Annotated in this window: 21 protein-coding genes; 10 read left to right on the top strand and 11 right to left on the bottom strand. The window is 60.8% G+C overall.

Annotation, left to right across the window (positions count from 1 at the left end; translation table 11 throughout):
• Positions 1–22 precede the first annotated feature (22 nt).
• The 6 genes from CKW20_RS23675 to CKW20_RS30005 form a co-directional block, all read right to left on the bottom strand.
• On the bottom strand, positions 23–1798 hold the full coding sequence (locus CKW20_RS23675) for a PQQ-dependent methanol/ethanol family dehydrogenase (protein WP_038984181.1): 1776 nt from the start codon (positions 1796–1798) through the stop codon (positions 23–25).
• A gap of 261 nt (positions 1799–2059) precedes the next feature.
• Complete coding sequence (locus tag CKW20_RS23670) at positions 2060–2998, bottom strand: quinoprotein relay system zinc metallohydrolase 1 (protein WP_095055060.1); 939 nt, start codon at positions 2996–2998, stop codon at positions 2060–2062.
• Positions 2999–3013: 15 nt separating this feature from the next.
• On the bottom strand, positions 3014–3763 hold the full coding sequence (locus CKW20_RS23665; protein ID WP_095055059.1) for a quinoprotein dehydrogenase-associated SoxYZ-like carrier: 750 nt from the start codon (positions 3761–3763) through the stop codon (positions 3014–3016).
• The gene (locus CKW20_RS23660) at positions 3763–4638 is read right to left on the bottom strand and encodes an ABC transporter substrate-binding protein (protein ID WP_095055058.1); all 876 of its coding nucleotides are present in this window, start codon (positions 4636–4638) and stop codon (positions 3763–3765) included. Before CKW20_RS23660 ends, CKW20_RS23665 begins: the two co-directional genes overlap by 1 nt.
• Positions 4639–4641: 3 nt before the next feature.
• On the bottom strand, positions 4642–5103 hold the full coding sequence (gene pedF / locus CKW20_RS23655; RefSeq protein WP_095055057.1) for a cytochrome c-550 PedF: 462 nt from the start codon (positions 5101–5103) through the stop codon (positions 4642–4644).
• A 103-nt stretch (positions 5104–5206) separates the two neighbouring features.
• Positions 5207–5335 (bottom strand): hypothetical protein, encoded by a 129-nt coding sequence (locus CKW20_RS30005; RefSeq protein ID WP_256585116.1) that lies wholly within the window; start codon positions 5333–5335, stop codon positions 5207–5209.
• 160 nt (positions 5336–5495) lie between these two features.
• On the opposite strand from CKW20_RS30005, the gene CKW20_RS23650 reads away from it, so the two are divergent.
• The 6 genes from CKW20_RS23650 (at position 5496) to CKW20_RS23625 (ending at position 10629) form a co-directional block, all read left to right on the top strand.
• Entirely contained in the window at positions 5496–6680 is a 1185-nt protein-coding gene (locus tag CKW20_RS23650) for an ABC transporter substrate-binding protein (protein WP_095055056.1), read from the top strand.
• Positions 6681–6713: 33 nt separating this feature from the next.
• Complete coding sequence (locus tag CKW20_RS23645) at positions 6714–7673, top strand: YVTN family beta-propeller repeat protein (RefSeq protein WP_095055055.1); 960 nt, start codon at positions 6714–6716, stop codon at positions 7671–7673.
• On the top strand, positions 7670–8413 hold the full coding sequence (locus CKW20_RS23640) for an ABC transporter ATP-binding protein (protein ID WP_095055089.1): 744 nt from the start codon (positions 7670–7672) through the stop codon (positions 8411–8413). The genes CKW20_RS23645 and CKW20_RS23640 overlap by 4 nt, the downstream gene beginning before the upstream one ends.
• Complete coding sequence (locus CKW20_RS23635) at positions 8410–9201, top strand: ABC transporter permease (RefSeq protein ID WP_095055054.1); 792 nt, start codon at positions 8410–8412, stop codon at positions 9199–9201. Before CKW20_RS23640 ends, CKW20_RS23635 begins: the two co-directional genes overlap by 4 nt.
• 145 nt (positions 9202–9346) lie before the next feature.
• Positions 9347–9904, top strand: coding sequence for a PQQ-dependent catabolism-associated CXXCW motif protein (locus tag CKW20_RS23630; protein WP_095055053.1), 558 nt, complete (start codon positions 9347–9349; stop codon positions 9902–9904).
• A 59-nt stretch (positions 9905–9963) separates the two neighbouring features.
• On the top strand, positions 9964–10629 hold the full coding sequence (locus tag CKW20_RS23625; RefSeq protein ID WP_095055052.1) for a response regulator transcription factor: 666 nt from the start codon (positions 9964–9966) through the stop codon (positions 10627–10629).
• Positions 10630–10737: 108 nt separating this feature from the next.
• On the opposite strand, the gene nahK is transcribed toward CKW20_RS23625, so the two are convergent.
• The 4 genes from nahK to CKW20_RS23605 form a co-directional block, all read right to left on the bottom strand.
• Positions 10738–13371 carry a hybrid sensor histidine kinase/response regulator NahK/ErcS' gene (nahK, locus tag CKW20_RS23620; protein WP_371857448.1) on the bottom strand — a complete coding sequence of 878 codons (2634 nt, stop codon included), beginning with the start codon at positions 13369–13371 and terminating at the stop codon, positions 10738–10740.
• Complete coding sequence (gene nosP / locus CKW20_RS23615; protein ID WP_095055050.1) at positions 13301–14464, bottom strand: nitric oxide-sensing protein NosP; 1164 nt, start codon at positions 14462–14464, stop codon at positions 13301–13303. The genes nahK and nosP overlap by 71 nt, the downstream gene beginning before the upstream one ends.
• A 240-nt stretch (positions 14465–14704) precedes the next feature.
• Positions 14705–15889 carry a porin gene (locus tag CKW20_RS23610; RefSeq protein WP_095055049.1) on the bottom strand — a complete coding sequence of 395 codons (1185 nt, stop codon included), beginning with the start codon at positions 15887–15889 and terminating at the stop codon, positions 14705–14707.
• Positions 15890–16098: 209 nt separating this feature from the next.
• Positions 16099–16905 (bottom strand): sulfite exporter TauE/SafE family protein, encoded by an 807-nt coding sequence (locus CKW20_RS23605; protein ID WP_095055048.1) that lies wholly within the window; start codon positions 16903–16905, stop codon positions 16099–16101.
• A gap of 159 nt (positions 16906–17064) precedes the next feature.
• On the opposite strand from CKW20_RS23605, the gene CKW20_RS23600 reads away from it, so the two are divergent.
• Complete coding sequence (locus tag CKW20_RS23600) at positions 17065–17928, top strand: MBL fold metallo-hydrolase (RefSeq protein WP_095055088.1); 864 nt, start codon at positions 17065–17067, stop codon at positions 17926–17928.
• An 18-nt stretch (positions 17929–17946) separates the two neighbouring features.
• Here CKW20_RS23600 and bkdR read toward each other — a convergent pair whose 3' ends face one another.
• Positions 17947–18435, bottom strand: a complete 489-nt coding sequence (gene bkdR / locus CKW20_RS23595; RefSeq protein WP_017339472.1) for a Bkd operon transcriptional regulator BkdR — start codon at positions 18433–18435, stop codon at positions 17947–17949.
• Positions 18436–18620: 185 nt separating this feature from the next.
• On the opposite strand from bkdR, the gene CKW20_RS23590 reads away from it, so the two are divergent.
• From CKW20_RS23590 to CKW20_RS23580, 3 genes are read left to right on the top strand one after another with little or no spacing between them, the layout of a single operon-like run.
• A complete protein-coding gene (locus tag CKW20_RS23590) occupies positions 18621–19856 on the top strand; it encodes a 3-methyl-2-oxobutanoate dehydrogenase (2-methylpropanoyl-transferring) subunit alpha (protein WP_095055047.1) in 1236 nt (411 codons plus the stop codon).
• 1 nt (position 19857) lies between these two features.
• Positions 19858–20916 (top strand): alpha-ketoacid dehydrogenase subunit beta, encoded by a 1059-nt coding sequence (locus tag CKW20_RS23585; RefSeq protein ID WP_095055046.1) that lies wholly within the window; start codon positions 19858–19860, stop codon positions 20914–20916.
• Positions 20917–22191 (top strand): dihydrolipoamide acetyltransferase family protein, encoded by a 1275-nt coding sequence (locus CKW20_RS23580; protein WP_095055045.1) that lies wholly within the window; start codon positions 20917–20919, stop codon positions 22189–22191.
• Positions 22192–22194 lie beyond the last annotated feature (3 nt).

The following is a 22194-nucleotide window of genomic DNA, read 5'->3' as shown; positions in this document are numbered from 1 at the left end:
GTGGGAACGATCAGTGCAGCGATCAGTGTTTGGCTACCAGATCTTTAGGCAACTTGAACGTCCAGAGCATGCCGCCCTGGTTGAAGTCCTTGACGCGCTTGGCCACTTCGCCGCCCCACAGCGGTACCGCGCCGCCCCAGCCAGAGAGCACCGAGACGTATTGTTCGCCGTCCATTTCCCAAGTGATGGGTGAACCCAGCACGCCGGAACCAGTCTGGAACTCCCAGACTTTCTCGCCGGTCTTGGCATTGAACGCTTGCAGGAAACCTTCCGGCGTACCGGTGAACACCAGGTTGCCCTTGGTGGTCAGCACGCCGCCCCACAGCGGCGCGAAGTTCTTGTGGCGCCAGACTTCCTTGCCGGTTTTCGGGTCGATGGCGCGCAGCACGCCGATATAGTCTTCGTTCAACGGTTTGATGGTGAAACCGGCACCGAGGAACGCCGCGCCTTTCTTGTAGGCGATGCCTTCGTTCCAGATGTCCATGCCCCATTCGTTGGACGGCACATAGAACAGGCCGGTGTCGCGGTTGTAGGCCATCGGCATCCAGTTTTTCGCCCCGAGGAAGGCTGGCGCGACGAACACCGAGCTGCCTTTGGCCTCGGAGCCCGGCGCACCCGGACGGCTGGCGTCGTTGTAGATCGGCCGACCGTTTTTATCCAGGCCGCTGGCCCAGGTGATTTTGTCCACGAACGGGAAGCCACGGATGAATTTGCCGTTGGTACGATCAAGCACGTAGAAGAAACCGTTACGGTCCGCGGTGGCCGCCGCTTTGATTTCTTTGCCGCCTTCGTTGTAGTTGAACGACACCAGTTCGTTCACGCCGTCATAGTCCCAACCGTCGTGCGGTGTGCTCTGGAAGTGCCATTTGATGGTGCCGTCATCCGGGTTCAGCGCCAGACGCGACGACGAATAAAGGTTGTCGCCAGGACGCAGGTGCGAGTTCCACGGTGCCGGGTTGCCGGTGCCGAATAGCAGCAGATTGGTTTCCGGGTCGTAGTAGCCACCCAGCCAAGGCGCCGCGCCGCCGGTTTTCCACAGATCGCCCGGCCAGGTCTTACCCGCTTCGCCGCCGGAAATGCCGTTTTCTACCGCTTTGCCGTCCTTGTAGACATAGCCCATGTGGCCTTCGACGGTCGGCCGGCTCCACAGCAGGCTGCCATTTTTCGGGTCGTAGGCTTCGATCTTGCCCACTACCCCGAACTCACCGCCAGCCACACCGGTGATCAATTTGCCGTTAATAACCAACGGCGCGGCGCTGATGGAATAGCCTTCCTTGTGGTCGGCGACTTTCTTGCTCCACACCACTTTGCCGGTGTCCTTGTTCAGGGCCACAAGCTTGGCGTCGAGGGTGCCGAAAATCACCAGATCGCCGTACAGAGCAACACCACGGTTGATCACATCGCAGCACGGGCGGATGTCATCGGGCAGGCGCGCATCGTATTGCCAGAGCTTCCTGCCGGTGCGCGCATCCACCGCGAATACGCGCGAGTAGGAGCCGGTCATGTACATCACGCCGTCCTTGATCATCGGCTGCGCCTGCTGACCGCGCTGTTTTTCCCCGCCGAACGAAAAGGCCCAGACCGGTCGCAGATCCTTCACGTTGTCGACATTGAGGGTGTCCAGCGGGCTGTAGCGCTGACCCTGGACGCCCAGGCCATTGGTGACGACCTGCTCCGGGTTCTTCGGGTCCTGGAGGATGTCTTGATCGGAGACTGCGGCCAATGCCTGGCCAGATAACAGCATGGCACTGAGCAGCATGCTCAAAACGAAGGGTTGGCGACGTGCGGGTTGGGTCATGACGGCTGCCTCTGCGGTTTTTGTTATACCCGGGAAATTTTCCCGGTCTAGTGCAGATTCTTGGGCGCCGCCGCCCTTGCAACAATTGCCCGCAATGCGGAGATTGCTAGTTCCTTAGTACCGGGTCGGAGGGAATGGGTCGCGGATTGATCGTTCCCACGCGCAGCAAAGGAATGCCTCAACGGACGCTCCGCGTTCGGCTCTGCAAGGGACGCGGAGCGTCCCGGGCTGCATTCCCACGCGGAGCGTGGGAACGATCAGTCAGTTGAGTGAACCGGAATCCACCCGCCTCATCTGCCCCCGTTCGTAACGCGGGTACAAATGGCTGACGCTGCGAATCAGCTCATAACGGCTCAGGCTGATCCCCGCGAAACGTTCGGGGATGGGGCTGCGGATCATCTCGGCCATGTCGCTGCCATGAGCGGCGCCATCGCGCATCAGCTGGTCCAGCCAGGTCAGGTAATCGCGCATCTGCTCGAACGGTTTTGTATCCGTGGCCACTGGCCCATGGCCGGGGACGATCATCGTCCACGGTAAATCTTGTAAAGCCGCGATGTCCGCAAGCCATACTGACAACCCCGGACTGTTGGGGGTGGTCAGGGCGCGTTGATAAAACACCAGGTCCCCGGCAAACAGCACGCCGGTTTTCTGGTCGAGAATAGTCAGATCCGCGCCGGTGTGCCCACCCAGACTCAGCAGGCGCAAATCGTGGTTCCCAAAACTTTGCACGCCGGGCGTCAGCGTCTGCGTCGGCAACACCACTTCGGTGCCGCGCATCCAGTCACCCACCAGCCGATACATGTTCTCGGCCATGGCCTCACCCTGTTGCCGCAACAGTTCAGTGGTACCGGCAAAGGCTCCGATCGGCACGTCGGTGAAAGCCTGATTGCCCAGCACATGATCAGGATGGTGATGGGTCAGCAGCACCTGGATCACCGGTTTATCGGTGGTCGTCGCAATTGCTTTGCGCAGCGCTTCGCCATAGCGCTTCGACGGCCCGGTGTCGATCACCACCACGCCTTTCTCGGTGACGATGAATGCGGTGTTGACGATGTTGCCACCGTTGCTCTTGGCGAAATTATCGGTGCTGCCTTCCAGCAGCCAGGTGTCTTCGGCGATCTGTCGGGGCTTGAGTGCGTAATCGGGATCGGCCAGGGCCGGCAGGCTCAGAGTGATGAACAACAGCAGCATCCAGCGCATCACACGCTCCTTGGGTCAGGGTATGGCCGCATCGAATTGATTGCCGCTGTTGTCGCGCAGCACCAGACGCGTCTGCCCTGCTCCTTCGATATCGAAGGCCAAATTGGGGTTTTCGCTGACCGCCGGGAACAACTCCAGACGCGCCAGCAGCTGATCGTTTTGATCGTGCAGCTCTGCCTGGTTGATGAAAAATTCCGGGATGCCGCTGACCATGCCGTTGTCCATCGGATGCGCCACCTGCAAACGTACGCGACTGAATTCACCACGGGGATAACGGCCACCTAGCACCTCGCCGATGTGTTCCTCCCAACCCGGCTGGGTGCGCACCACACTCGGCGCCGTGCAACCGCCGCCTGCCGCGTCGATCAGGGTCGAGCCGACATGCCACAGCCCATCGCGGGTCAGTACCGCCGCACGTAATGGCGTGGCCTGTTCAACGCGGATGCGGATCGACAGCCACGGCAGCACACCGGTCAAGGGTTCGAAGTCGACGATTTTCGGCAGCGGATTGAGTTCGGCCCAGGCGAGGATTCGCACCACCTCGCCCTTGAACGCCCGGGCGTCAATTTCCAGCGGCACTTGTCGGGCGTCTTCGGCAAACGGCGGAGCGAGCAACTTGACCCGCTCGTCGAACACGAACGGTGCATCGCCCAACATCTGCTTGTGATAGAACCCCCACATCACCGACGGCACCGGATCGACCTCAACCGCGTTCGCGGCCAAGGGCAGCCAGCAGGCCAACAGACAACTCGCGCGCCAGTTCACTATTGATACATCTCGGGCACGTCATACCGCAGGCCGTAACGGGCATAAATGGCTTTCACCGAGCCCTCGCGAATCAACGCTTCCAGTGCCTCCTCCACGGCATACGCCAATTGACGATTGCTTTCATGCACCGCCATGCCGATCTCCCAAAGCTGCTTGCCCATGTTCGGATAGGCGTTTTCCGCCAGCGCCACTTGCGGGTCGGCGGCCTGATGGACTTGCCAGTCGATCTCGCCGCGCATGGCCATCACCGCGTCGACTTCACCGGCCTTCATGGCAGCAAACGCCAGGGGCACGCTCGGGTAATGATGGGTCTTGGCGGCAAGCATGCCGTTGAACACCGAGGTCAGGTAAAACGACGGCACGCTGTCGACTTCAACGCCAATCGGGTGTTGCTGAAACACCGCGACGCTGGCCACTGAGTCCAGTCGACGACGGTCATAAGCCACTTGCCATTGTTCGCTCTGGTACGGCCCGAACATCACCACATGGCCGTTTTCCAGCTCACCCAGTTCATTGCGTTTCTGTGAGTAATCGCGATCGTACGGCACGCGCATCATCAGGTCGGCCAGTTGCTGATTGTGCAACTGACTGGCCCGCCAGATGTAATCGCGCAAGTCGTCGTCGAGCTTTTCCCCGGCGGGTGCCCAAATCAGTTTCAGACGCACCCCCATGGCCTTGGCCAAAGCCTGGGCGAGTTCGACATCGACCCCGCGAGCCTCGCCAGCGTCTTCAAAGCTGTAGGGCGCGAAGTCCTTGTACACCGCGACTTTCAGCTCGGCGGCGGCGATCATTTCGTCATAGGTACGGACCTGCGCCTGCGCTGTCTGGCAACACAGCCACACAGCGCTGATCAACACCGCGAGCAAACGCATGGGTCACTCCTCGACGCGCACGCTGTCCAGATAGGTGCGTACCGCCCACAAGGCTTCCTGACTCAGGTAGTCGGCCATTTTCGGCATGTACACCCGGCCGTCACGCACGGCGCCATGGCGCACGCGTTCGACGAACCACTCATCACCGGCCTCGTCGGCGTCGAGCATGCGCAAGTCAGGAGCGATGCCGCCAGACTTGGCTTCCAGGCCATGACAGGCCGCGCAGTTCTGGTTGTAGGCCGAAGAGCCGATTTGCACGGCTTTATCACGATCCGGGGAGGAACGATAAGGGTTCGCCGCCGCCCAACCATCGGCATCGACCTGCACACCGGCATCCTTGATCGGGGTCAGTCCCTGGGTTTCGACGGCTTGGGGTACCACGTTGCCGTGGGCCCAGACGGAACCTGCGCTGATAAAACCGGCCAGCAGTCCGGCAACGAGCAAGGCGTTGCGTTTTGTTGTCATTGTTCTGCCCTCAAGATTGCACGCAAAACCTCTTTGAAGAGGCTATGGCACCCATCTTAGGAACGGCTTTGCGCCAACCCCATGCTGCTTTGGTGGCCGCGGCCTACTCCCTTGGTAGTAGGGCTTGTGGTGCAGGCCCAACCAATACGGGCCGCGTGCCGTGAAGCTTGTCGACGCCGATCAGGGTCAGGATCAGCAAAAACGGCAGGAGCAGTGCTTTGAGAATTCGCATGGTCAATCTCCCCCCTTGAGTGATGGCCGTTGTTGCCCATGCTAAAACCGCGCCGTCCGGGGTGAGTTACTACCTTGGTACTGGCCCATCGGGACTTTCTGCATATTTCCCCGCCCGTCCAGGGTTCCTATGCTGACCCTACCTGTGATGGAGTGCCTTTATGCGCCAGCTCGCCCCTTATGCCTTGATCTACTTGCTGGCGATTGCCTGCGCCGCCGGGGTGGCGACCCAGGTTCAGGCGGCGAACGCGCCGTTGCAGGTGCAGATCGGCTACCTCGGTTATCGCCCTGACCCCGGGCCGTTGCTGTCGAACGTCATTCCCGAACCGACCGATGCCGGCCTGCGTGGCGCCGAACTGGCGATCACCGACAGCAACAGTACCGGGCGCTTTCTCAATCACAGTTACAGCCTGGTCAGCGCCAACGTCGACAATCCGGAGGCGCTGATCGAAGCGGCCAAACACCAACACGAACAAGGCCTGCGCCTGTTTGTGGTGAATGCACCAGCGCAGACCCTGCGCCGGCTCAGCGCCGTGCTACCCGACAGCCTGCTATTCAATGCCGGCAGCCCGGATGACAGCCTGCGCAGCACCGACTGCTTGCCAAACGTGCTGCACAGTCTGCCAAGCCGCGCGATGCTGGCCGATGCGTTGGCGCAATTTCTGGTGCTGCGCAAATGGCAACGGGCGCTGCTGATCGTCGGCCCGACCGCGGACGATCAAGCCTATGCCGCCGCCCTGCGTCGGGCGGCCAAACGCTTCGGCTTGCAACTGGTGGCAGAAAAAGCCTGGAGTTTCGATAACGACCAGCGCCGCAGCGCCCAGGCCGACATGCCGCTGTTCACCCAGACCGCCGAGTACGACGTGGTGCTGGTGGCCGATGAACGCGGCGACTTCGGCGAGTACGTGCCCTACCAGACCTGGTATCCACGGCCGGTTGCCGGCACTCAGGGCCTGACGCCCGTGGGCTGGCACAAGACCGTGGAAACCTACGGCGCCGCGCAGTTGCAGAAACGCTTTGAAGCCCTGGCCGGGCGCTGGATGAACGACCGGGATTTCGCCGCCTGGATGGCCGTACGCAGCATCGCCAGTGCGGTGGGAAAACTGCGTCAGGCCGATGCCATGGCGATTCGTCAGTTGGAAATCAGCGATCAATTGCCACTGGACGGCTTCAAGGGTCGCAAGCTCAGTTATCGGCCGTGGAACGGTCAGTTGCGCCAGCCGATCCCCATCGTGCAACCCCGGGCACTGGTCAGCACTTCGCCGCAAGACGGTTTCCTGCACCCCGTCAATGAAATGGACAGCCTGGGTTACGACAAAGCCGAGGTCAGCTGCCGCTTTCTCTGAAAGTCCTACAACCACAACAAGAAGGAATCTGCCATGCGCCGCACCCTGCTTTCATGCGCTCTACTGCTCGCCGCCGGGCATGCGGCGGCCAGCACCGCCTGGGTTTCCAACGAAAAGGACAACAGCCTGAGCCTGATCGACATGCAGACCCTGCAAGTCACCGAGACCCTGCCCGTCGGCCAGCGACCGCGTGGCCTGTTGCTGTCCCACGACAATAAGCTGCTGTACATCTGCGCCAGCGATTCGGACCGGGTCCAGGTGATGGACGTCGCCACCCGCAAGATCATCAAGGAACTGCCCTCGGGCAAAGACCCCGAGCAATTCGCCCTGCACCCCAACAATCGCTGGTTGTACGTCTCCAACGAGGACGATGCGCTGGTGACGGTGATCGACACCGAAACCTCCAAGGTGCTCGGGCAGATCAGCGTTGGCGTCGAGCCTGAAGGCATGGCCGTCAGCCCCGACGGCAAGTGGGCGGTGAACACCAGTGAAACCACCAACATGCTGCACTGGATCGACACCAGTACCCAGACCCTGGCCGACAACACCCTGGTCGATCAGCGGCCGCGTTTCGTCGAATTCAATCCCGATGGCTCGCAGCTCTGGGCCTCGGCGGAAATCGGTGGCACGGTGACGATTCTCGACGTCACCAGCCGCAAAGTCCTCAAGACCCTGACCTTCCAGATCAAAGGCGTGCACCCGGACAAAGTCCAACCGGTGGGGATCAAACTCAGCGCCGACGGCAAGTACGGTTTCGTCGCCCTCGGCCCGGCCAACCATGTGGCGGTGATCGACGCCAAGACCTTCGATATTCTCGATTACCTGCTGGTGGGCCGACGAGTCTGGCAGATGTCGTTTACCCCGGACCAACGGCAATTACTGGCTACCAATGGCGTCAGTGGCGATGTGTCGGTGATCGATGTCGACAGCCTCAAGGTCACCAAGTCGGTGAAGGTCGGGCGCTATCCATGGGGCGTGGTGGTGACGCCATGAACGCCCTTGAAGTCAGTGACCTGAGTTTCGCTTACGGCCAGCGCGAGGCCTTGCGTCAGGTGAGTTTCAGCCTGGTACCCGGGCGTTTTGCCGCGCTGCTGGGACCGAACGGCGCGGGCAAGTCGACCCTGATCTCCCTGCTCACTCGCCTTTACGATGTGCAGCGCGGTGATATTCGGGTCGGTGGCTGTTCGTTGCGCAACGCGGCACGCCCGGCGTTGAAGCAATTGGGGGTGGTGTTCCAGCAAAGCACCCTGGATCTGGACCTCAGCGTCGAGCAGAATCTGCGTTACCACGCTGCGCTGCATGGTTTGTCCCGACGCCAGACTGGCCTTCGGGTCGACGCCGAACTGGCGCGTCAGGCGCTGACCGAGCGCCGTCGCGAGCGGGTGCGCGAACTCAATGGCGGCCATCGCCGCCGGGTGGAAATCGCCCGCGCGTTGCTGCACGAGCCAAGCCTGTTGCTGCTCGACGAGGCGAGCGTCGGCCTCGATCCGGCCAGTCGCCTGGCGCTCAACCAACACATCCGCAGCCTGTGCCGCGAGCACACCATCAGCGTGCTCTGGACCACTCATTTGCTGGATGAAGTACAGCCCAGCGACGACTTGCTGATCCTGCATCAAGGCCGTTTGGTGGCCAGCGGACAGGCAGACGCGTTGAGCCTGGAACATGGCGGTGACCTCGGTTCGGCCTTCGCTCGCCTGACCACCTCGGTATCTTCAGGGGCAGTCGTCCAATGAACGCTTACTGGCAATGTTTCAGCGGTATCGTACTGCGCGAATGGCTACGCTTTGTGTTGCAGCGCACGCGATTTCTCAGCGCACTGGTGCGGCCATTGCTGTGGCTGCTGGTGTTCGCTGCCGGTTTTCGCGCGGCACTCGGCATCGCGATCATCGAGCCCTACGACACCTATATTCCCTATGAGGTTTACATCATCCCGGGCCTGGCCTGCATGATCCTGTTGTTCAACGGCATGCAAGGTTCGCTGTCGATGGTCTACGACCGGGAGATGGGCAGCATGCGCGTGCTGTTGACCAGCCCCCTGCCCCGGACCTTCCTGCTGTGCAGCAAATTGCTGGCGACCTCGCTGATTTCGCTGTTGCAGGTGTATGCCTTTCTGGCGATTGCCTGGCTGTACGGCGTGCAACCGCCGGCCATGGGTTTATTGCTGGCCTTGCCGGCGTTGTTGCTGGTGGCGTTGATGCTCAGCGCGCTGGGGCTGTTGCTATCCAACGCGATTCGTCAGTTGGAGAACTTTGCCGGGGTGATGAACTTCGTGATCTTCCCGCTGTTTTTCCTGTCGTCGGCGCTGTATCCGCTGTGGAAAATGCGCGAGTCCAGCGAGTGGTTGTATTGGCTGTGCGCCTTGAGCCCGTTCAGCCATGCGGTGGAACTGGTGCGGTTTGCGCTGTATGAACGCTTCAATCCGTTGGCGCTGACGGTGTGCGTGGGGCTGACACTGGTGTTCGCCCTGCTCGCCGTGCTCACCTTTAACCCGCAGCATGCCGCTTTGCGCAAAACCGGCTGACTACTCCGGATCGTTCCCACGCAGAGCGTGGGAACGATCAACAGGGCAAATTACTACTTTAGTACTGGTTTACCTGTCTATTGTCGCATTCACAACGCACCGCTACTGGCATGTAATGGGTTCATAACTATAAGGACTGAACCCCATGCCGCGTGCACGACGTGATCTGCTGTGCCCTTCTCTCGCAGCGCTGTCGCTAAGCCTGTTGCTGGGCGCCGCGCATGCCGAAACAGCGCTGTTCTCCGCCGAAGGTTATCGCATCGGTCTGTACCGCAGCCCGACCCCGACTCAGCTCCAGGGGGCAAGTATCATCGACACGCCGGCCCTGCAAAACTTGCTCAAGCACACGCCGCAGCCGCTACTGATCGATGTCTACCGTCGGCAATGGCTGCAAGGCCGTTTCATCGAAAACGAGGCCCACGAAAACCTGCCCGGCAGCCATTGGCTGGCCAATACCGGTGACGGCGACCTGACGCCCCCGTGGCAGGATTATTTCGCCCGCCACCTGCAGCAATTGACGGCGGGCGATCTGACTCGACCGTTGGTCTTTTACTGCCGCTCCGATTGCTGGTTGAGCTGGAACGCGGTAAAACGCGCCGCGTCCATAGGCTATAAAACACTGTATTGGTACCGCGACGGACTGGATGCATGGCAAGCGGCAAACCTGCCCGTGACGCCGGCCCGGCCCGAGCCCTTTCCCTGACGTGAGTGCTTGCGTGTTGTTGCCACACCCGGATCAAAAAAATAATGAGGTGAAAGGCCATGTACAAAATTCTGATTGCCGACGATCACCCGCTGTTTCGCGAAGCCATTCATAACGTCATCAGCGACGGTTTCCCCGGCAGTGAGGTCATGGAAACCGCCGACCTCGACAGCGCCCTGGCCCTGACTCAGGAACACGACGACCTGGACCTGATCCTGCTCGACCTGAACATGCCCGGCATGCATGGCCTCAATGGCCTGATTAACCTGCGCAACGAAGCGCCGACCATTCCGGTGGTGATCGTCTCCGCCGAACAGGACAAACAAATCGTGCTGCAAGCCATCACCTATGGCGCGGTGGGGTTCATCACCAAGTCCTCGCCTCGGGTACAGATGACCGAGGCGATCCAGCAGATTCTCAATGGCAACGTGTACCTGCCGCCGGACATCATCCGCACGCAAAAAAGCAGCACTCATCGCCGGATGAATGACACCCCGAGTTTCCCGCCGGAGTTGCTCCAGGCACTGACCCGCAAGCAGTTGCTGGTACTTGAGCGCATGACCAAAGGCGAATCGAACAAACAGATCGCCTACACCCTGGAAATCGCCGAAACCACGGTCAAGGCCCACGTCTCGGCGATATTGCGCAAACTCAATGTGCACAATCGGGTGCAGGCGATTTTGAGTGCCGGGGATATTGATTTCGGGTCGTATTTGCGGCGTTGAGACTTGATCGTTCCCACGCTCCGCGTGGGAATGCAGCCCGGGACGCTCCGCGTTCCAAGAGTCCCAAGAGCGTCCATTGAGGCATTCCCACGCAGAGCGTGGGAACGATCAGGGCCGGCCAAGCAAATGACTCATCGCCGTCTTGAGCTTCATCGGCCGCACCGGTTTGTGCATCAGGGTATGGCCCAGTTCGCGGATCTGCTGTTTGAGTTCGTTGCTGTAGTTGGCGGTGATCATCATCGCCGGGATCGCTGAAGCGCGGCGGGCGTTGATGCGGGCCACGGCGTCGACACCATTCTTCTCGTCATCCAGGTGATAGTCGGCAATCAGCAGGTCGGCTTCGTCGTGATAATTATCCACTTGCCGCGCCAGGTCCTCCTCCGACAACGCCGTGACCACCCGGCAGCCCCACCCTTCGAGCAAGGTGCGCATCCCGGCACAAATGGCCGCGTCATTGTCCAGCACCCACACCCGTGCACCGCGCAGGCGCTCGAGCATGGGCTCACTCATCAGCAGGCTCGGCAATGCCTTCGGCGCCGTGGCACTCAAGGGTACTTCGACGGAAAACATCGAGCCTTTGCCCGGCCACGAACGCACGTGAATCCGGTGGCCAAGAATGCGGGCGATTTTCTCCACTATCGCCAGACCCAGCCCCAAGCCGCGATCCTGATCCGGACGCTGCACGTCACCGCGTTTGAATTCCTGAAAAATCTCCTCCAGACGGTTTTCGGCAATGCCCATGCCGCTGTCCCAGACTTCGATCGTCAGCCGCTGGTGATGACGCCGGCAGCCGAGCACCACGCGCCCGTTGTAGGTGTAGCGAATGGCATTGCTCAGCAGATTACGCAGGATCCGCGCGAGCAATTGAATGTCGCTGCGCACCAGTGCCGAACACGGGATGAAATGCAGCTCGAGGCCTTCGCTGCGGGCCACTTGGGTGTATTCGGCGGCGAGATTCTCCAGCAATTCGCTCAAAGCAAATGGCGCAATGTCGGCTTTGATCACCCCGGCATCGAGTTTGGAAATGTCCACCAGGGTGCCCAGCAGGTTTTCCACGTCTTCCAGGGAATTGCTGACGTTGCGCACCAGAATCTCGTTGGCCATCGGCTCCCGGCGTTCCAGCAACGCGCTGGTAAACAGACGTGCGGCATTCAGCGGTTGCAGCAGGTCGTGGCTGACGGCGGCGAGAAATTTGGTCTTCGACAGGTTGGCCTGCTCGGCCTCGAGCTTGGCCTCGCGCAAGCGTGACTCCACGCGACGGCGCTCATCGATTTCGCGCAGCAATTGGTCATTGAGGGTGGTCAGTTCGGTGGTGCGTTCACGCACCCGCAACTCAAGATTCTGATAGGCCTGATGCAGCGCCTCGGCGGTGCGGCGGCGCTCAGTGATGTCGCGGATCAACACAAAAATCCCCACCACTTCCCCGGTGGCCAGGCGATTGGGCACGTAGGAGCGCAGCATGTAGCGCTCCTGATTATTGATGTTGGTTTCGGCAAATTCGAACGTCACGCTCTCGCCGGCCAGCGCCCGCTCCACGTAGGCTTCCAGGCGCTGATAATGCTGTTCGCTATGCACTTCGCGCAGGCTCTGCCCGAGCATCACGCCCCGGGGCCAGCAGTACCATTCTTCGTAGACCTTGTTAGTGAACTCATAGACCAGATCGGCATTCAGGTAGGCGATCAGCGCCGGCACATGATCGGTGATCAGGCGAATCCAGCGCTCGCTTTCACTGAGGGCTTCGGCGTGCTGATAGCGTTCGGTGATGTCGGTGAAGGTGTTGACGAAACCGCCGGTGGGCAATGGATGGGTGCGGATTTCCAGCACCCGGCCATCATAGAGGCGCTGCTCGCATTCCTGCACGTGCCGCCCGTTTGCATCGCGACTGGCCGGGGTCAGCAGGTTCAGTTCGCTGTCGGCGATTACTTCGGCGAACGGCCGATGGGCCGCCACCGGGGCCAGGCCGCTGAGTTCCAGGAAACGCCGGTTCCACAGTTCCAGAATGCCCTCGGCGTTGACCATCGCCACCCCTTGGGACAGGTTATCGACCGCTCGTTGCAACAAGTGCGACTTCTGCGCCACGGCCTGCTCGCGGCGCAGGGTTTCACTGAGTTTGACGTCGGTAATGTCAGTGAACAGGAACACCCGTCCACCTTCCTGAGTCGGCCGTTCGCTGACTTGCAGCCAGCGCCCATTGTGCAGGCGATAGAGCAGGTTTTCGTCGGCATGGCCGCGAGGTTCTTCGCTGAACAGTCCGGTAGCGGTCATCAACCGTTTGACCTCGCGCAGGCGCATGCCGGCGGTGATCCGCACTCGACTGTTGCCCCAAAACGCCTTGAAGCGGCTGTTGAACAGCACGATCCGCTGCTCGGCATCGAACAATACAAAGGCGTCGGAAATGCTTTCGATGGCGTCGATCAAGTGTTGATGGGCGGTTTCGGCACGCAGCCGTGCCTCGCTGAGCAAATGATTGCCGGCCTTGAGTTCGGCCATGGCCTGGTTCAGGGCATCGGTGCGTTCACGCACCTGCTCGGCCAGCACCACCGAATGCTGGAACGCCGCATACGGGTCGTTGCCCCGGGTGATGCCGGATTCGATGCGCTCGATCAGCGCGCCATTGATGCGCTGCAGTTTGTGGTTTTCGTGGCGCAGGCTGGCGATCTGCGCCTGAAGGTCAGCGCTGTCCAGGGGAGCGGCCTCGGGCAATGGCAACCCCGGTGAAGGTCTGGTTGATGTGCATGCCATTGAACTGTTCTCCGTAGGTGTTGAAACCCATCACCCGCTGGTCCCGCAGAAACGCGCCGATCTGCTCGAGATTGCCGCCGTCTTCCAGTTCCAGACGCCTGAGAAAACAGTCGCAGCCGATGGTCAGCAACAGCTCCCCGAGACGTTCCTGCAAACCGTCGAACAGGCGTTGCAGATTTGGTAGCATGGGGCCAGGGGTCATGACGGTGAGGACGATGCCGTTTTCCACCGCACAGTAAAAACTCAGACTCAGGTCCGGATGAACCTGCTGGATCGCCCGCACGTAATACTGATCGTTGATCCGCACCGCCAACGGGTGCGCGGCAAAGATCCGATAATCGAGGTCGGCCACCGCCACGCCGATGTGCCGGGCGTACTCCTCGGCGGCCGGTTCGGCGTTGAGTTCAAAAACTCGGCGCGAGGCGCTGTCGGCCGCGGTGACCACCAGTTTCTCGGCCCTGGGCAGGATGTGGTGGGTGGTGAAAACTTCGAAGTCCAGCCAGGTATTGACCAGCACCACCACCGCCGCGCCGCTGTGAAACTCACCGCCGAAATACACATGGGTGTGGGTCAGGTAGTTGTCGTCGCCGGCCGAACCGCCGAAATGCGGAATGTCGCCCAACGCCGCGCTCAAGGCGGCGAGAACCATTTCTTCACGGCTGGACAAGCCATCGAGCAGGGTCAGGGCAAAGCTGTTGCCCTTGATCGGCGCCAAGGTATTGCTGCGACAGCCACTGACCAGTCGCTCGACCATTTGCTGGGCATCGATCAGGCTGAAATGCTCCATCTCGTCGATCAGTTCGGTGGAGATGGAAAAGTGCCGATGATCGAAGCCCACCGCCGTCACGCAGCTGCGGCCATAACCTTGGGGGGTGATTTCCCCGGCGCTGGTGCAGCCCACCAGACGAATGCCGCCGAAACTCTGTTGCAACGCCTGCCCCAGCGCCTGCAAGTCGTACTCGGCGGAGCAGAAGAACAGCACGAAACCCAAATGCGGGTGCAAGAGTTGTCGCGCCAGATCCTGAGCCGCTTGCTGGGCATCGGTGGCCTGGGACATGGCACTGACCACACCGTCGTTCTGAACCTGCTCCATCCTCGCCCCTCGCCGGTGCGCCTGTATGAGGTTCGAGTGTACGAAGCCTGCGGGTGGTGACGAATGCTACTTGGGTAGCGGGTGGGTGGTTCGATGGGATGAGAGCCGGACGGCATCCTCAAACCACCGAATTCCCCTGCAGGAGCGAGGCTTGCCCGCGAAGAGGCCGTCACATTCAACATTCATGTCGACTGACACACCGCTTTCGCGGGCAAGCCTCGCTCCTACAGGGGATCTGCATTACCAGGTCAACACCGCCCCCACCGCAAATGTATCGGTGTCTTCATTCTGGGCGCTGGTGTCATGGCCATTGATTTCGAACTGGTTGTACTCGGCCACCAACTTCAGGTTGTCGTTGACGTCATGGAACAGCGCAATGCCGCGGGTCTCGTAATCGGCGCCGCTGCCGACCACGCCGTTGCCGTCGTCCTCGGTCTTGCCGTAAGACAGCGCCAGGCGGTTTTTGCCGAGTTTATAGGAGCCCTGCAACAGGTAACCGTCGCTGTCGACATTGCGCAGGGTCGGTTCGCCGGCGTTGTTGGTGAAGAACGGGTTGATGCCCTTGGCCTGGAAACCGGAGCCGGTCAGCGACAGCCCGCCCATCTTCGCCTGCACACCGTAGCCGACGCCTTTGGAGGTGACGGACTCGACGCTGGAGTCGGTGTTGTCCGAAGTCTGGTAGCTGCCGTTGAGCCAGCTGTAAATCTTCGCCCCGCCGACGTCGAACTGATAGGTGATCTCGCTCTCGGTGCGGGGGTTCTCCTGATACGCCTTGCCCGTCGCGCTGCTGTCGTTGGTATCGACCGGGTCCATGATCCCCACCGCCACCCGCAAACCGTCCATCACCGGGGTGCGATAGGTAATCTGCGACGTCGGGAACGGGTACGGGTAACCGCTGCCGATGTTGCCGAACGACACCCCGCCGCCGTCCACCAGGCCCAACGTATCGCTGACCTGACCGTAGCCGGCGAGCAATTCGTCGAGCAGGATGTTGGAGCGGGCAAACAGGCCGAAGTCCTTGCCGATCAACACCTCGCCCCACTCTGGATTGGCCACCGTGCCGTAGAACTGCCGCACGTCGATGGCGGTGTCGGTGCCGTTGGTTTCGCTGTCGTTGATGGTCACCCAGAACGAGGCGCGGGCGCCGAGCTTGAGGTCATCGACCTGCTTGCCCATGTTGAAACCCAGGTAGTTGGGCAGAAACCCCATCTTCACCCGCGCCTGACGCCGGTCGTACTGCTCGCCGGCCCGGTCCACGTCGCTGTTCACATAGAAGGCGTTGATGTAGCCATCCGTGGAGAACGTGGTCTGGTCCTTGTCGTACAGCATGATCTCGGCCTCGGCCATTGAGCTCAGGCCAAGGGACGACAGGCTGGCGATGAGGGCCGGCAAGAAACGATGCTTGAAGTTCTTATTGTTGTGCATGACGCGCTCCGCAACGGGGGACTTGATGTCGGAGGCGATTATCGAAAGCTGACCGGCGGCGTCATACGCTGCCTTCGGGGCGGTTGTCAGCTGCTTTGGATTGGCGGGTAGCGCGCGGCAAATTCGGCGTAAGACCGCCCGCTAGCCAGACCCGGAACTTAGGGTGTAAGCCTGTGGACCGGACTGGCGTCCACAGGAACCGGTGCCCGCTAGGCGAGCGCTCTAAACAGCATGTAAACGGCGATCACCACACAGACGCTGGCGAAGCCGATCTGCAGCCCTCGGGCCGGCACCCGCGCGCAGAGTTTTCGACCGAGGATCATCCCGACGATGCTGGCGACAATGAACGACACGCCCAAACCATCGATCCGCACCCCGGCATGAAACGCGCCGATCACGCCGATCACCGAGATCAGGCTGATCACCATCAACGACGTGGCGACGATCCCGCGCATCTGCACATCGGTCAGTTGCTTGAACGCCGGGACAATCAGAAACCCGCCACCCACCCCAAGCAGGCCGGAGACAACGCCGGTCACCGCGCCGAGTGCCGCCAGGGTTGCCGTGCATTTGGCAGTCCATGAAAAGCGCCCGGTCTGTTGATCGAGCATGCAGTTCTTCTGGCCCCAGTTGGCATGCCCGTGATCGCTTGGACCGACGTCGTGCTTTTCCCGGCGCAGCATTCGCCAGGCCACCATGACCATCAGCAGACTGAACAGGATCATCAGAACTTTTTCCGGTAACTGATGGGCGAAGTAGATGCCCACCGGCGAAAACACCGCGCCCAGCAGAGCAATCAACAACGCCGCGCGATAGCGCACCAGGCCATGGCGCAAACCGTCTATCGCACCGATCGCCGCCGCACTGCCCACCGCAAACAAGGCGACGGGTGCCGCTTGAGTCATGCTTAATCCCAATCCCAGCACCAAGGCCGGCACCGCAAGAATACCGCCACCAGCGCCGGTCAAACCGAGCACCAGGCCCATGACCAGGCCAAAAAAACTTGCCAACAACATAGAACACTCGTGATCCAGAAAAGCCGGGAACGCCCGGTATCGATTGAGTAACAGGATAGAGGCCGCACAGTTTTTTTCATTAATTGAATTGATGCGGGGCTGGTCAACCCAGGGAAAATGAAACTAACCTCAAGACTTATCCAAGAAGAAATGCCCACCATGCCCGCCTTGATTGAAGCCTTCCTCGACCCCGCATCAAAGACCTTCAGCTACGTGATCCATGAGCACGATGGCGGGTACTGCGCGATTGTCGACCCGGTGCTGGATTACGACCCCGCCGCCGGGCGCACCGCGACTGTCCAGGCCGATAAAATCATCGCCTTCGTGCGCGAACACCAGCTGCAGGTGCAATGGCTGCTGGAAACCCATGCCCATGCCGATCACCTGTCGGCCGCGCCTTACCTGCGCCGGGAACTGGGGGGCAAGATTGCGATCGGTCAGTCGATCAACAAGGTTCAGGCAGTGTTCAAAAGCCTGTTCAATCTGGAAACGGAATTTCCTGTCGACGGTTCACAGTTCGATCACCTGTTCGCGCCTAACGAGTCATTTCGCATTGGCAACCTCAAGGCCACCGCCCTGCATGTTCCCGGGCATACCCCGGCGGATATGGCTTATTTGATTGACGGCGATATGATTCTGGTCGGCGATACCTTGTTCATGCCGGACGTCGGCACCGCGCGCTGCGACTTCCCCGGCGGCAACGCCAACCAGATGTTTGCCTCGATCCAGAAACTGTTGGCCTTCCCCGCCAGCGTGCGCCTCTACGTCTGCCATGATTACCCGCCCACTGGCCGCGCCCCGCAATGCCAGAGCACGGTTGGCGAGCAACGCCAAAGCAACATTCATATTCACGACGGCATTGATGAGGCCACGTTCGTCGCCATGCGTACCCGGCGCGATGCCGGGTTGGACATGCCGACGTTGTTGTTACCGGCGATTCAGGTGAATGTGCGGGCGGGGAATCTGCCGCCGGCGGAAGACAATGGCGTGACGTACCTGAAGATCCCCCTGAATCAACTCTGACCTTCGATCGGGGTTTCTTCAGTTGGCCAGGGTCAACCCGTTCGCCGGCAACGGCAGCGCCGTCTTATACCGCACCTGCTTGAGCGCAAAGCTCGAACGGATGTTCGCCACTCCCGGCACCTTGGTCAGAAAGTCCATCATGAAGCGCTCCAGCGACTGAATAGTCGGCACCAGCACGCGGATCAGATAGTCCGGGTCGCCGGCCATCAAATAGCACTCCATCACTTCCGGGCGATCCGAGATCGCTTCTTCGAAATGCTGCAACGCCTCCTCCACCTGTTTCTCCAGACTGACGTGAATGAACACATTCACATGCAGCCCCAGCAGATCGGCATCCAGCAGGGTCACCTGCTCACGAATCAGCCCTAATTCTTCCATCGCCTTGACCCGGTTGAAGCACGGCGTCGGCGACAGGTTCACCGAGCGCGCGAGGTCGGCGTTGGTGATGCGCGCGTTCTCCTGAAGGCTGTTGAGAATGCCGATATCGGTACGGTCAAGTTTGCGCATGAGATAAAAACACCTGTTTTTTATGTTTATGCAGAATTTCTATCCTTAAATAACCTTAAGCGCAATGAAACACAGAGAAATATTCTTCTTGGCCCGACCTATCATTGTTGTAGGACAAGAATTCTTTTACCGAAGAATGACTGCCAGCTCACTACAAGAAATTCACAAGATCGAGCGTAGAAGCCATGAACCAAGCGTACGAACCGCTGCGCCTGCACGTTCCCGAACCTTCGGGCCGCCCCGGCTGCAAAACCGACTTCTCCTACCTGCATCTGACCGACGCAGGCTTGGTGCGCAAACCCCCAATCGACGTTGAACCGGCCGACACGGCTGATCTGGCCAAAGGCCTGATTCGCGTGCTCGACGACCAGGGCAATGCCCTCGGTCCATGGGCCGAAGGCGTGCCGGTGGATATCCTGCGTAAAGGCATGCGCGCCATGCTCAAGACGCGGATTTTCGACAACCGCATGGTGGTCGCCCAGCGTCAGAAAAAAATGTCGTTCTACATGCAAAGCCTTGGCGAAGAAGCCATCGGCAGCGCCCAGGCCCTGGCCTTGAACATCGACGACATGTGCTTCCCCACCTACCGTCAGCAAAGCATCCTGATGGCTCGTGAAGTGCCGTTGGTCGACCTGATCTGCCAACTGCTGTCCAACGAGCGCGATCCGCTCAAGGGCCGGCAGTTGCCGATCATGTACTCGGTCAAGGACGCGGGTTTCTTCACCATCTCCGGCAACCTCGCCACCCAATTCGTCCAGGGCGTGGGCTGGGGCATGGCCTCGGCGATCAAGGGTGACACCAAAATCGCCTCGGCCTGGATCGGCGACGGCGCCACCGCTGAATCAGACTTCCACACCGCCCTCACCTTCGCCCACGTGTACCGTGCGCCGGTGATCCTCAACGTGGTCAACAACCAGTGGGCGATCTCGACGTTCCAGGCGATTGCCGGTGGTGAAGCCACTACATTCGCCGGACGTGGCGTCGGTTGCGGCATCGCCTCCCTGCGGGTCGATGGCAACGATTTTGTCGCGGTCTACGCCGCCTCCGCCTGGGCCGCCGAACGCGCACGCCGCAACCTCGGTCCCACCATGATCGAATGGGTCACCTACCGCGCCGGCCCGCACTCGACCTCCGACGATCCGTCCAAATACCGTCCTGCCGACGACTGGAGCCACTTCCCGTTGGGCGACCCGATTGCGCGCCTCAAGCAGCACCTGATCAAGATCGGTCAGTGGTCAGAAGAGGAACACACCGCCGTCAGCGCCGAACTGGAAGCCGAAGTGATCTCCGCGCAGAAACAAGCCGAGCAGTACGGCACCCTCGCCGGCGGCCAGATTCCGAGCGCCGCGACCATGTTCGAAGACGTCTACAAAGAGATGCCGGAGCATTTGAAGCGCCAGCGTCAGGAGTTGGGGATCTGACATGAACGATCACAACAACAAAATCGAGTTGGAAACCGCCATGACCACGACCACCATGACCATGATCCAGGCCCTGCGCTCGGCCATGGATGTGATGCTTGAGCGTGACGACAACGTCGTGGTGTTCGGCCAGGACGTGGGCTACTTCGGCGGCGTGTTCCGTTGCACCGAAGGGCTGCAGAACAAGTACGGCACCTCCCGGGTGTTCGATGCGCCAATCTCCGAAAGCGGCATCGTCGGTGTCGCCGTGGGCATGGGCGCTTACGGTTTGCGGCCGGTGGCCGAGATCCAGTTCGCCGATTACGTTTACCCGGCGTCGGACCAGATCATTTCCGAAGCCGCTCGCCTGCGCTATCGCTCGGCCGGTGAGTTCACCGCGCCGATGACCCTGCGCATGCCATGCGGCGGCGGCATCTACGGCGGGCAGACCCACAGCCAGAGCATCGAGGCGATGTTCACCCAGGTTTGCGGTTTGCGCACGGTCATGCCGTCCAACCCTTACGACGCCAAAGGCTTGCTGATCGCCTCCATCGAAAACGATGACCCGGTGATCTTCCTCGAGCCAAAACGCCTGTACAACGGCCCATTCGACGGCCACCACGACCGTCCGGTAACCCCGTGGTCGAAACACCCCGCCGCGCAAGTACCGGACGGTTACTACACCGTGCCACTGGACGTCGCCGCTATCACCCGTCCGGGCAAGGACGTGACCGTGCTCACTTACGGCACCACCGTCTACGTCTCGCAAGTCGCCGCTGAAGAAACCGGCGTCGACGCCGAGGTCATCGACCTGCGCAGCCTGTGGCCGCTGGACCTGGAAACCATCGTCAAATCGGTGAAGAAAACCGGGCGCTGTGTGGTGGTTCACGAAGCGACCCGCACTTGCGGTTTCGGCGCTGAGCTGGTGTCTCTGGTGCAAGAGCATTGCTTCCATCACCTGGAAGCGCCGATCGAACGCGTTACCGGTTGGGATACCCCTTACCCGCACGCGCAAGAGTGGGCGTATTTCCCTGGTCCGTCCCGTGTGGGCGCGGCTTTGAAACGGGTCATGGAGGTCTGAATGGGCACGCACGTTATTAAAATGCCGGACATTGGCGAAGGCATTGCAGAAGTTGAATTGTCGCAGTGGCACGTCAAGGTCGGCGACATGGTCGTCGAAGATCAGGTGCTGGCCGATGTGATGACCGACAAGGCGATGGTCGACATCCCTTCGCCGGTGCATGGCAAGGTGCTTGCGCTGGGCGGACAGCCAGGTGAAGTCATGGCGGTCGGCAGTGTGCTGATCAGCATTGAAGTCGAAGGCGCGGGCAACGTTAAAGAGTCGACCCAGCCTGTTGTTGCCGTGAAAGAAGCGCCAGTTGTGGCATCGAAAGTTGAAGCCGTCGTTGAAAGCAAACCGATGGCGGCCCCGCGCCCGGCAGCGGTATGCCAAGGCCCGATGGTGGCGCGTGAAGCCGATGAGCGTCCGCTGGCTTCTCCGGCCGTGCGCAAGCATGCGCTGGATCTCGGCATTCAACTGCGTCTGGTGCGTGGCAGCGGCCCTGCCGGTCGCGTGCTGCATGAAGACCTCGAAGCCTATCTGGCTCAGGGTCAGTCGAACGCCTCGGCACCTGCCACGGCCGCTTACGCCCAGCGCAACGACGAAGAGCAAATCCCGGTGATCGGCATGCGCCGCAAGATCGCCCAGCGCATGCAAGACGCCACCCAGCGCGCTGCTCACTTCAGCTACGTCGAAGAAATCGACGTCACCGCCGTGGAAGAACTGCGCGCACATTTGAACGAGAAACACGGCGCGACCCGCGGCAAGCTGACCTTGTTGCCATTCCTGGTCCGTGCCTTGGTCGTGGCTCTGCGCGACTTCCCGCAGATCAACGCCCGTTACGACGACGAAGCGCAAGTCATCACCCGTCTTGGCGCGGTGCATGTGGGCGTCGCCACGCAAGCCGACATCGGTTTGATGGTGCCGGTGGTGCGTCACGCCGAAGCCCGCAGCCTGTGGGACAGCGCCGCGGAAATCTCGCGTCTGGCAACTGCTGCGCGCACTGGCAAGGCCAGCCGCGATGAACTGTCCGGCTCGACCATCACCCTGACCAGCCTCGGCGCCTTGGGCGGCATCGTCAGCACGCCGGTGCTGAACCTGCCGGAAGTGGCGATCGTCGGCGTCAACAAGATCGTCGAACGACCAATGGTCGTCAAAGGCCAGATCGTGATTCGCAAGATGATGAACCTCTCCAGCTCCTTCGATCACCGCGTGGTCGACGGCATGGACGCGGCGCAATTCATCCAGGCCATCCGTGGCTTGCTCGAACAACCCGCTACCTTATTTGTGGAGTAAGGA

The organism is Pseudomonas sp. Irchel s3b2 (assembly GCF_900187445.1).
Taxonomy (GTDB): Bacteria; Pseudomonadota; Gammaproteobacteria; order Pseudomonadales; family Pseudomonadaceae; genus Aquipseudomonas.
This window is presented reverse-complemented; position numbering and strand designations above follow the sequence as displayed.

Coding starts and splice junctions, on each gene's coding strand:
- CKW20_RS23675 (WP_038984181.1), bottom strand. CDS start 1,798: ATGACCCAACCCGCACGTCGCCAACCCTTCGTTTTGAGCATGCTGCTC.
- CKW20_RS23670 (WP_095055060.1), bottom strand. CDS start 2,998: ATGCGCTGGATGCTGCTGTTGTTCATCACTCTGAGCCTGCCGGCCCTG.
- CKW20_RS23660 (WP_095055058.1), bottom strand. CDS start 4,638: ATGCGTTTGCTCGCGGTGTTGATCAGCGCTGTGTGGCTGTGTTGCCAG.
- pedF (WP_095055057.1), bottom strand. CDS start 5,103: ATGACAACAAAACGCAACGCCTTGCTCGTTGCCGGACTGCTGGCCGGT.
- CKW20_RS30005 (WP_256585116.1), bottom strand. CDS start 5,335: ATGCGAATTCTCAAAGCACTGCTCCTGCCGTTTTTGCTGATCCTGACC.
- CKW20_RS23650 (WP_095055056.1), top strand. CDS start 5,496: ATGCGCCAGCTCGCCCCTTATGCCTTGATCTACTTGCTGGCGATTGCC.
- CKW20_RS23645 (WP_095055055.1), top strand. CDS start 6,714: ATGCGCCGCACCCTGCTTTCATGCGCTCTACTGCTCGCCGCCGGGCAT.
- CKW20_RS23640 (WP_095055089.1), top strand. CDS start 7,670: ATGAACGCCCTTGAAGTCAGTGACCTGAGTTTCGCTTACGGCCAGCGC.
- CKW20_RS23635 (WP_095055054.1), top strand. CDS start 8,410: ATGAACGCTTACTGGCAATGTTTCAGCGGTATCGTACTGCGCGAATGG.
- CKW20_RS23630 (WP_095055053.1), top strand. CDS start 9,347: ATGCCGCGTGCACGACGTGATCTGCTGTGCCCTTCTCTCGCAGCGCTG.
- CKW20_RS23625 (WP_095055052.1), top strand. CDS start 9,964: ATGTACAAAATTCTGATTGCCGACGATCACCCGCTGTTTCGCGAAGCC.
- nahK (WP_371857448.1), bottom strand. CDS start 13,371: ATGGCATGCACATCAACCAGACCTTCACCGGGGTTGCCATTGCCCGAG.
- nosP (WP_095055050.1), bottom strand. CDS start 14,464: ATGGAGCAGGTTCAGAACGACGGTGTGGTCAGTGCCATGTCCCAGGCC.
- CKW20_RS23610 (WP_095055049.1), bottom strand. CDS start 15,889: ATGCACAACAATAAGAACTTCAAGCATCGTTTCTTGCCGGCCCTCATC.
- CKW20_RS23605 (WP_095055048.1), bottom strand. CDS start 16,905: ATGTTGTTGGCAAGTTTTTTTGGCCTGGTCATGGGCCTGGTGCTCGGT.
- CKW20_RS23600 (WP_095055088.1), top strand. CDS start 17,065: ATGCCCGCCTTGATTGAAGCCTTCCTCGACCCCGCATCAAAGACCTTC.
- bkdR (WP_017339472.1), bottom strand. CDS start 18,435: ATGCGCAAACTTGACCGTACCGATATCGGCATTCTCAACAGCCTTCAG.
- CKW20_RS23590 (WP_095055047.1), top strand. CDS start 18,621: ATGAACCAAGCGTACGAACCGCTGCGCCTGCACGTTCCCGAACCTTCG.
- CKW20_RS23585 (WP_095055046.1), top strand. CDS start 19,858: ATGAACGATCACAACAACAAAATCGAGTTGGAAACCGCCATGACCACG.
- CKW20_RS23580 (WP_095055045.1), top strand. CDS start 20,917: ATGGGCACGCACGTTATTAAAATGCCGGACATTGGCGAAGGCATTGCA.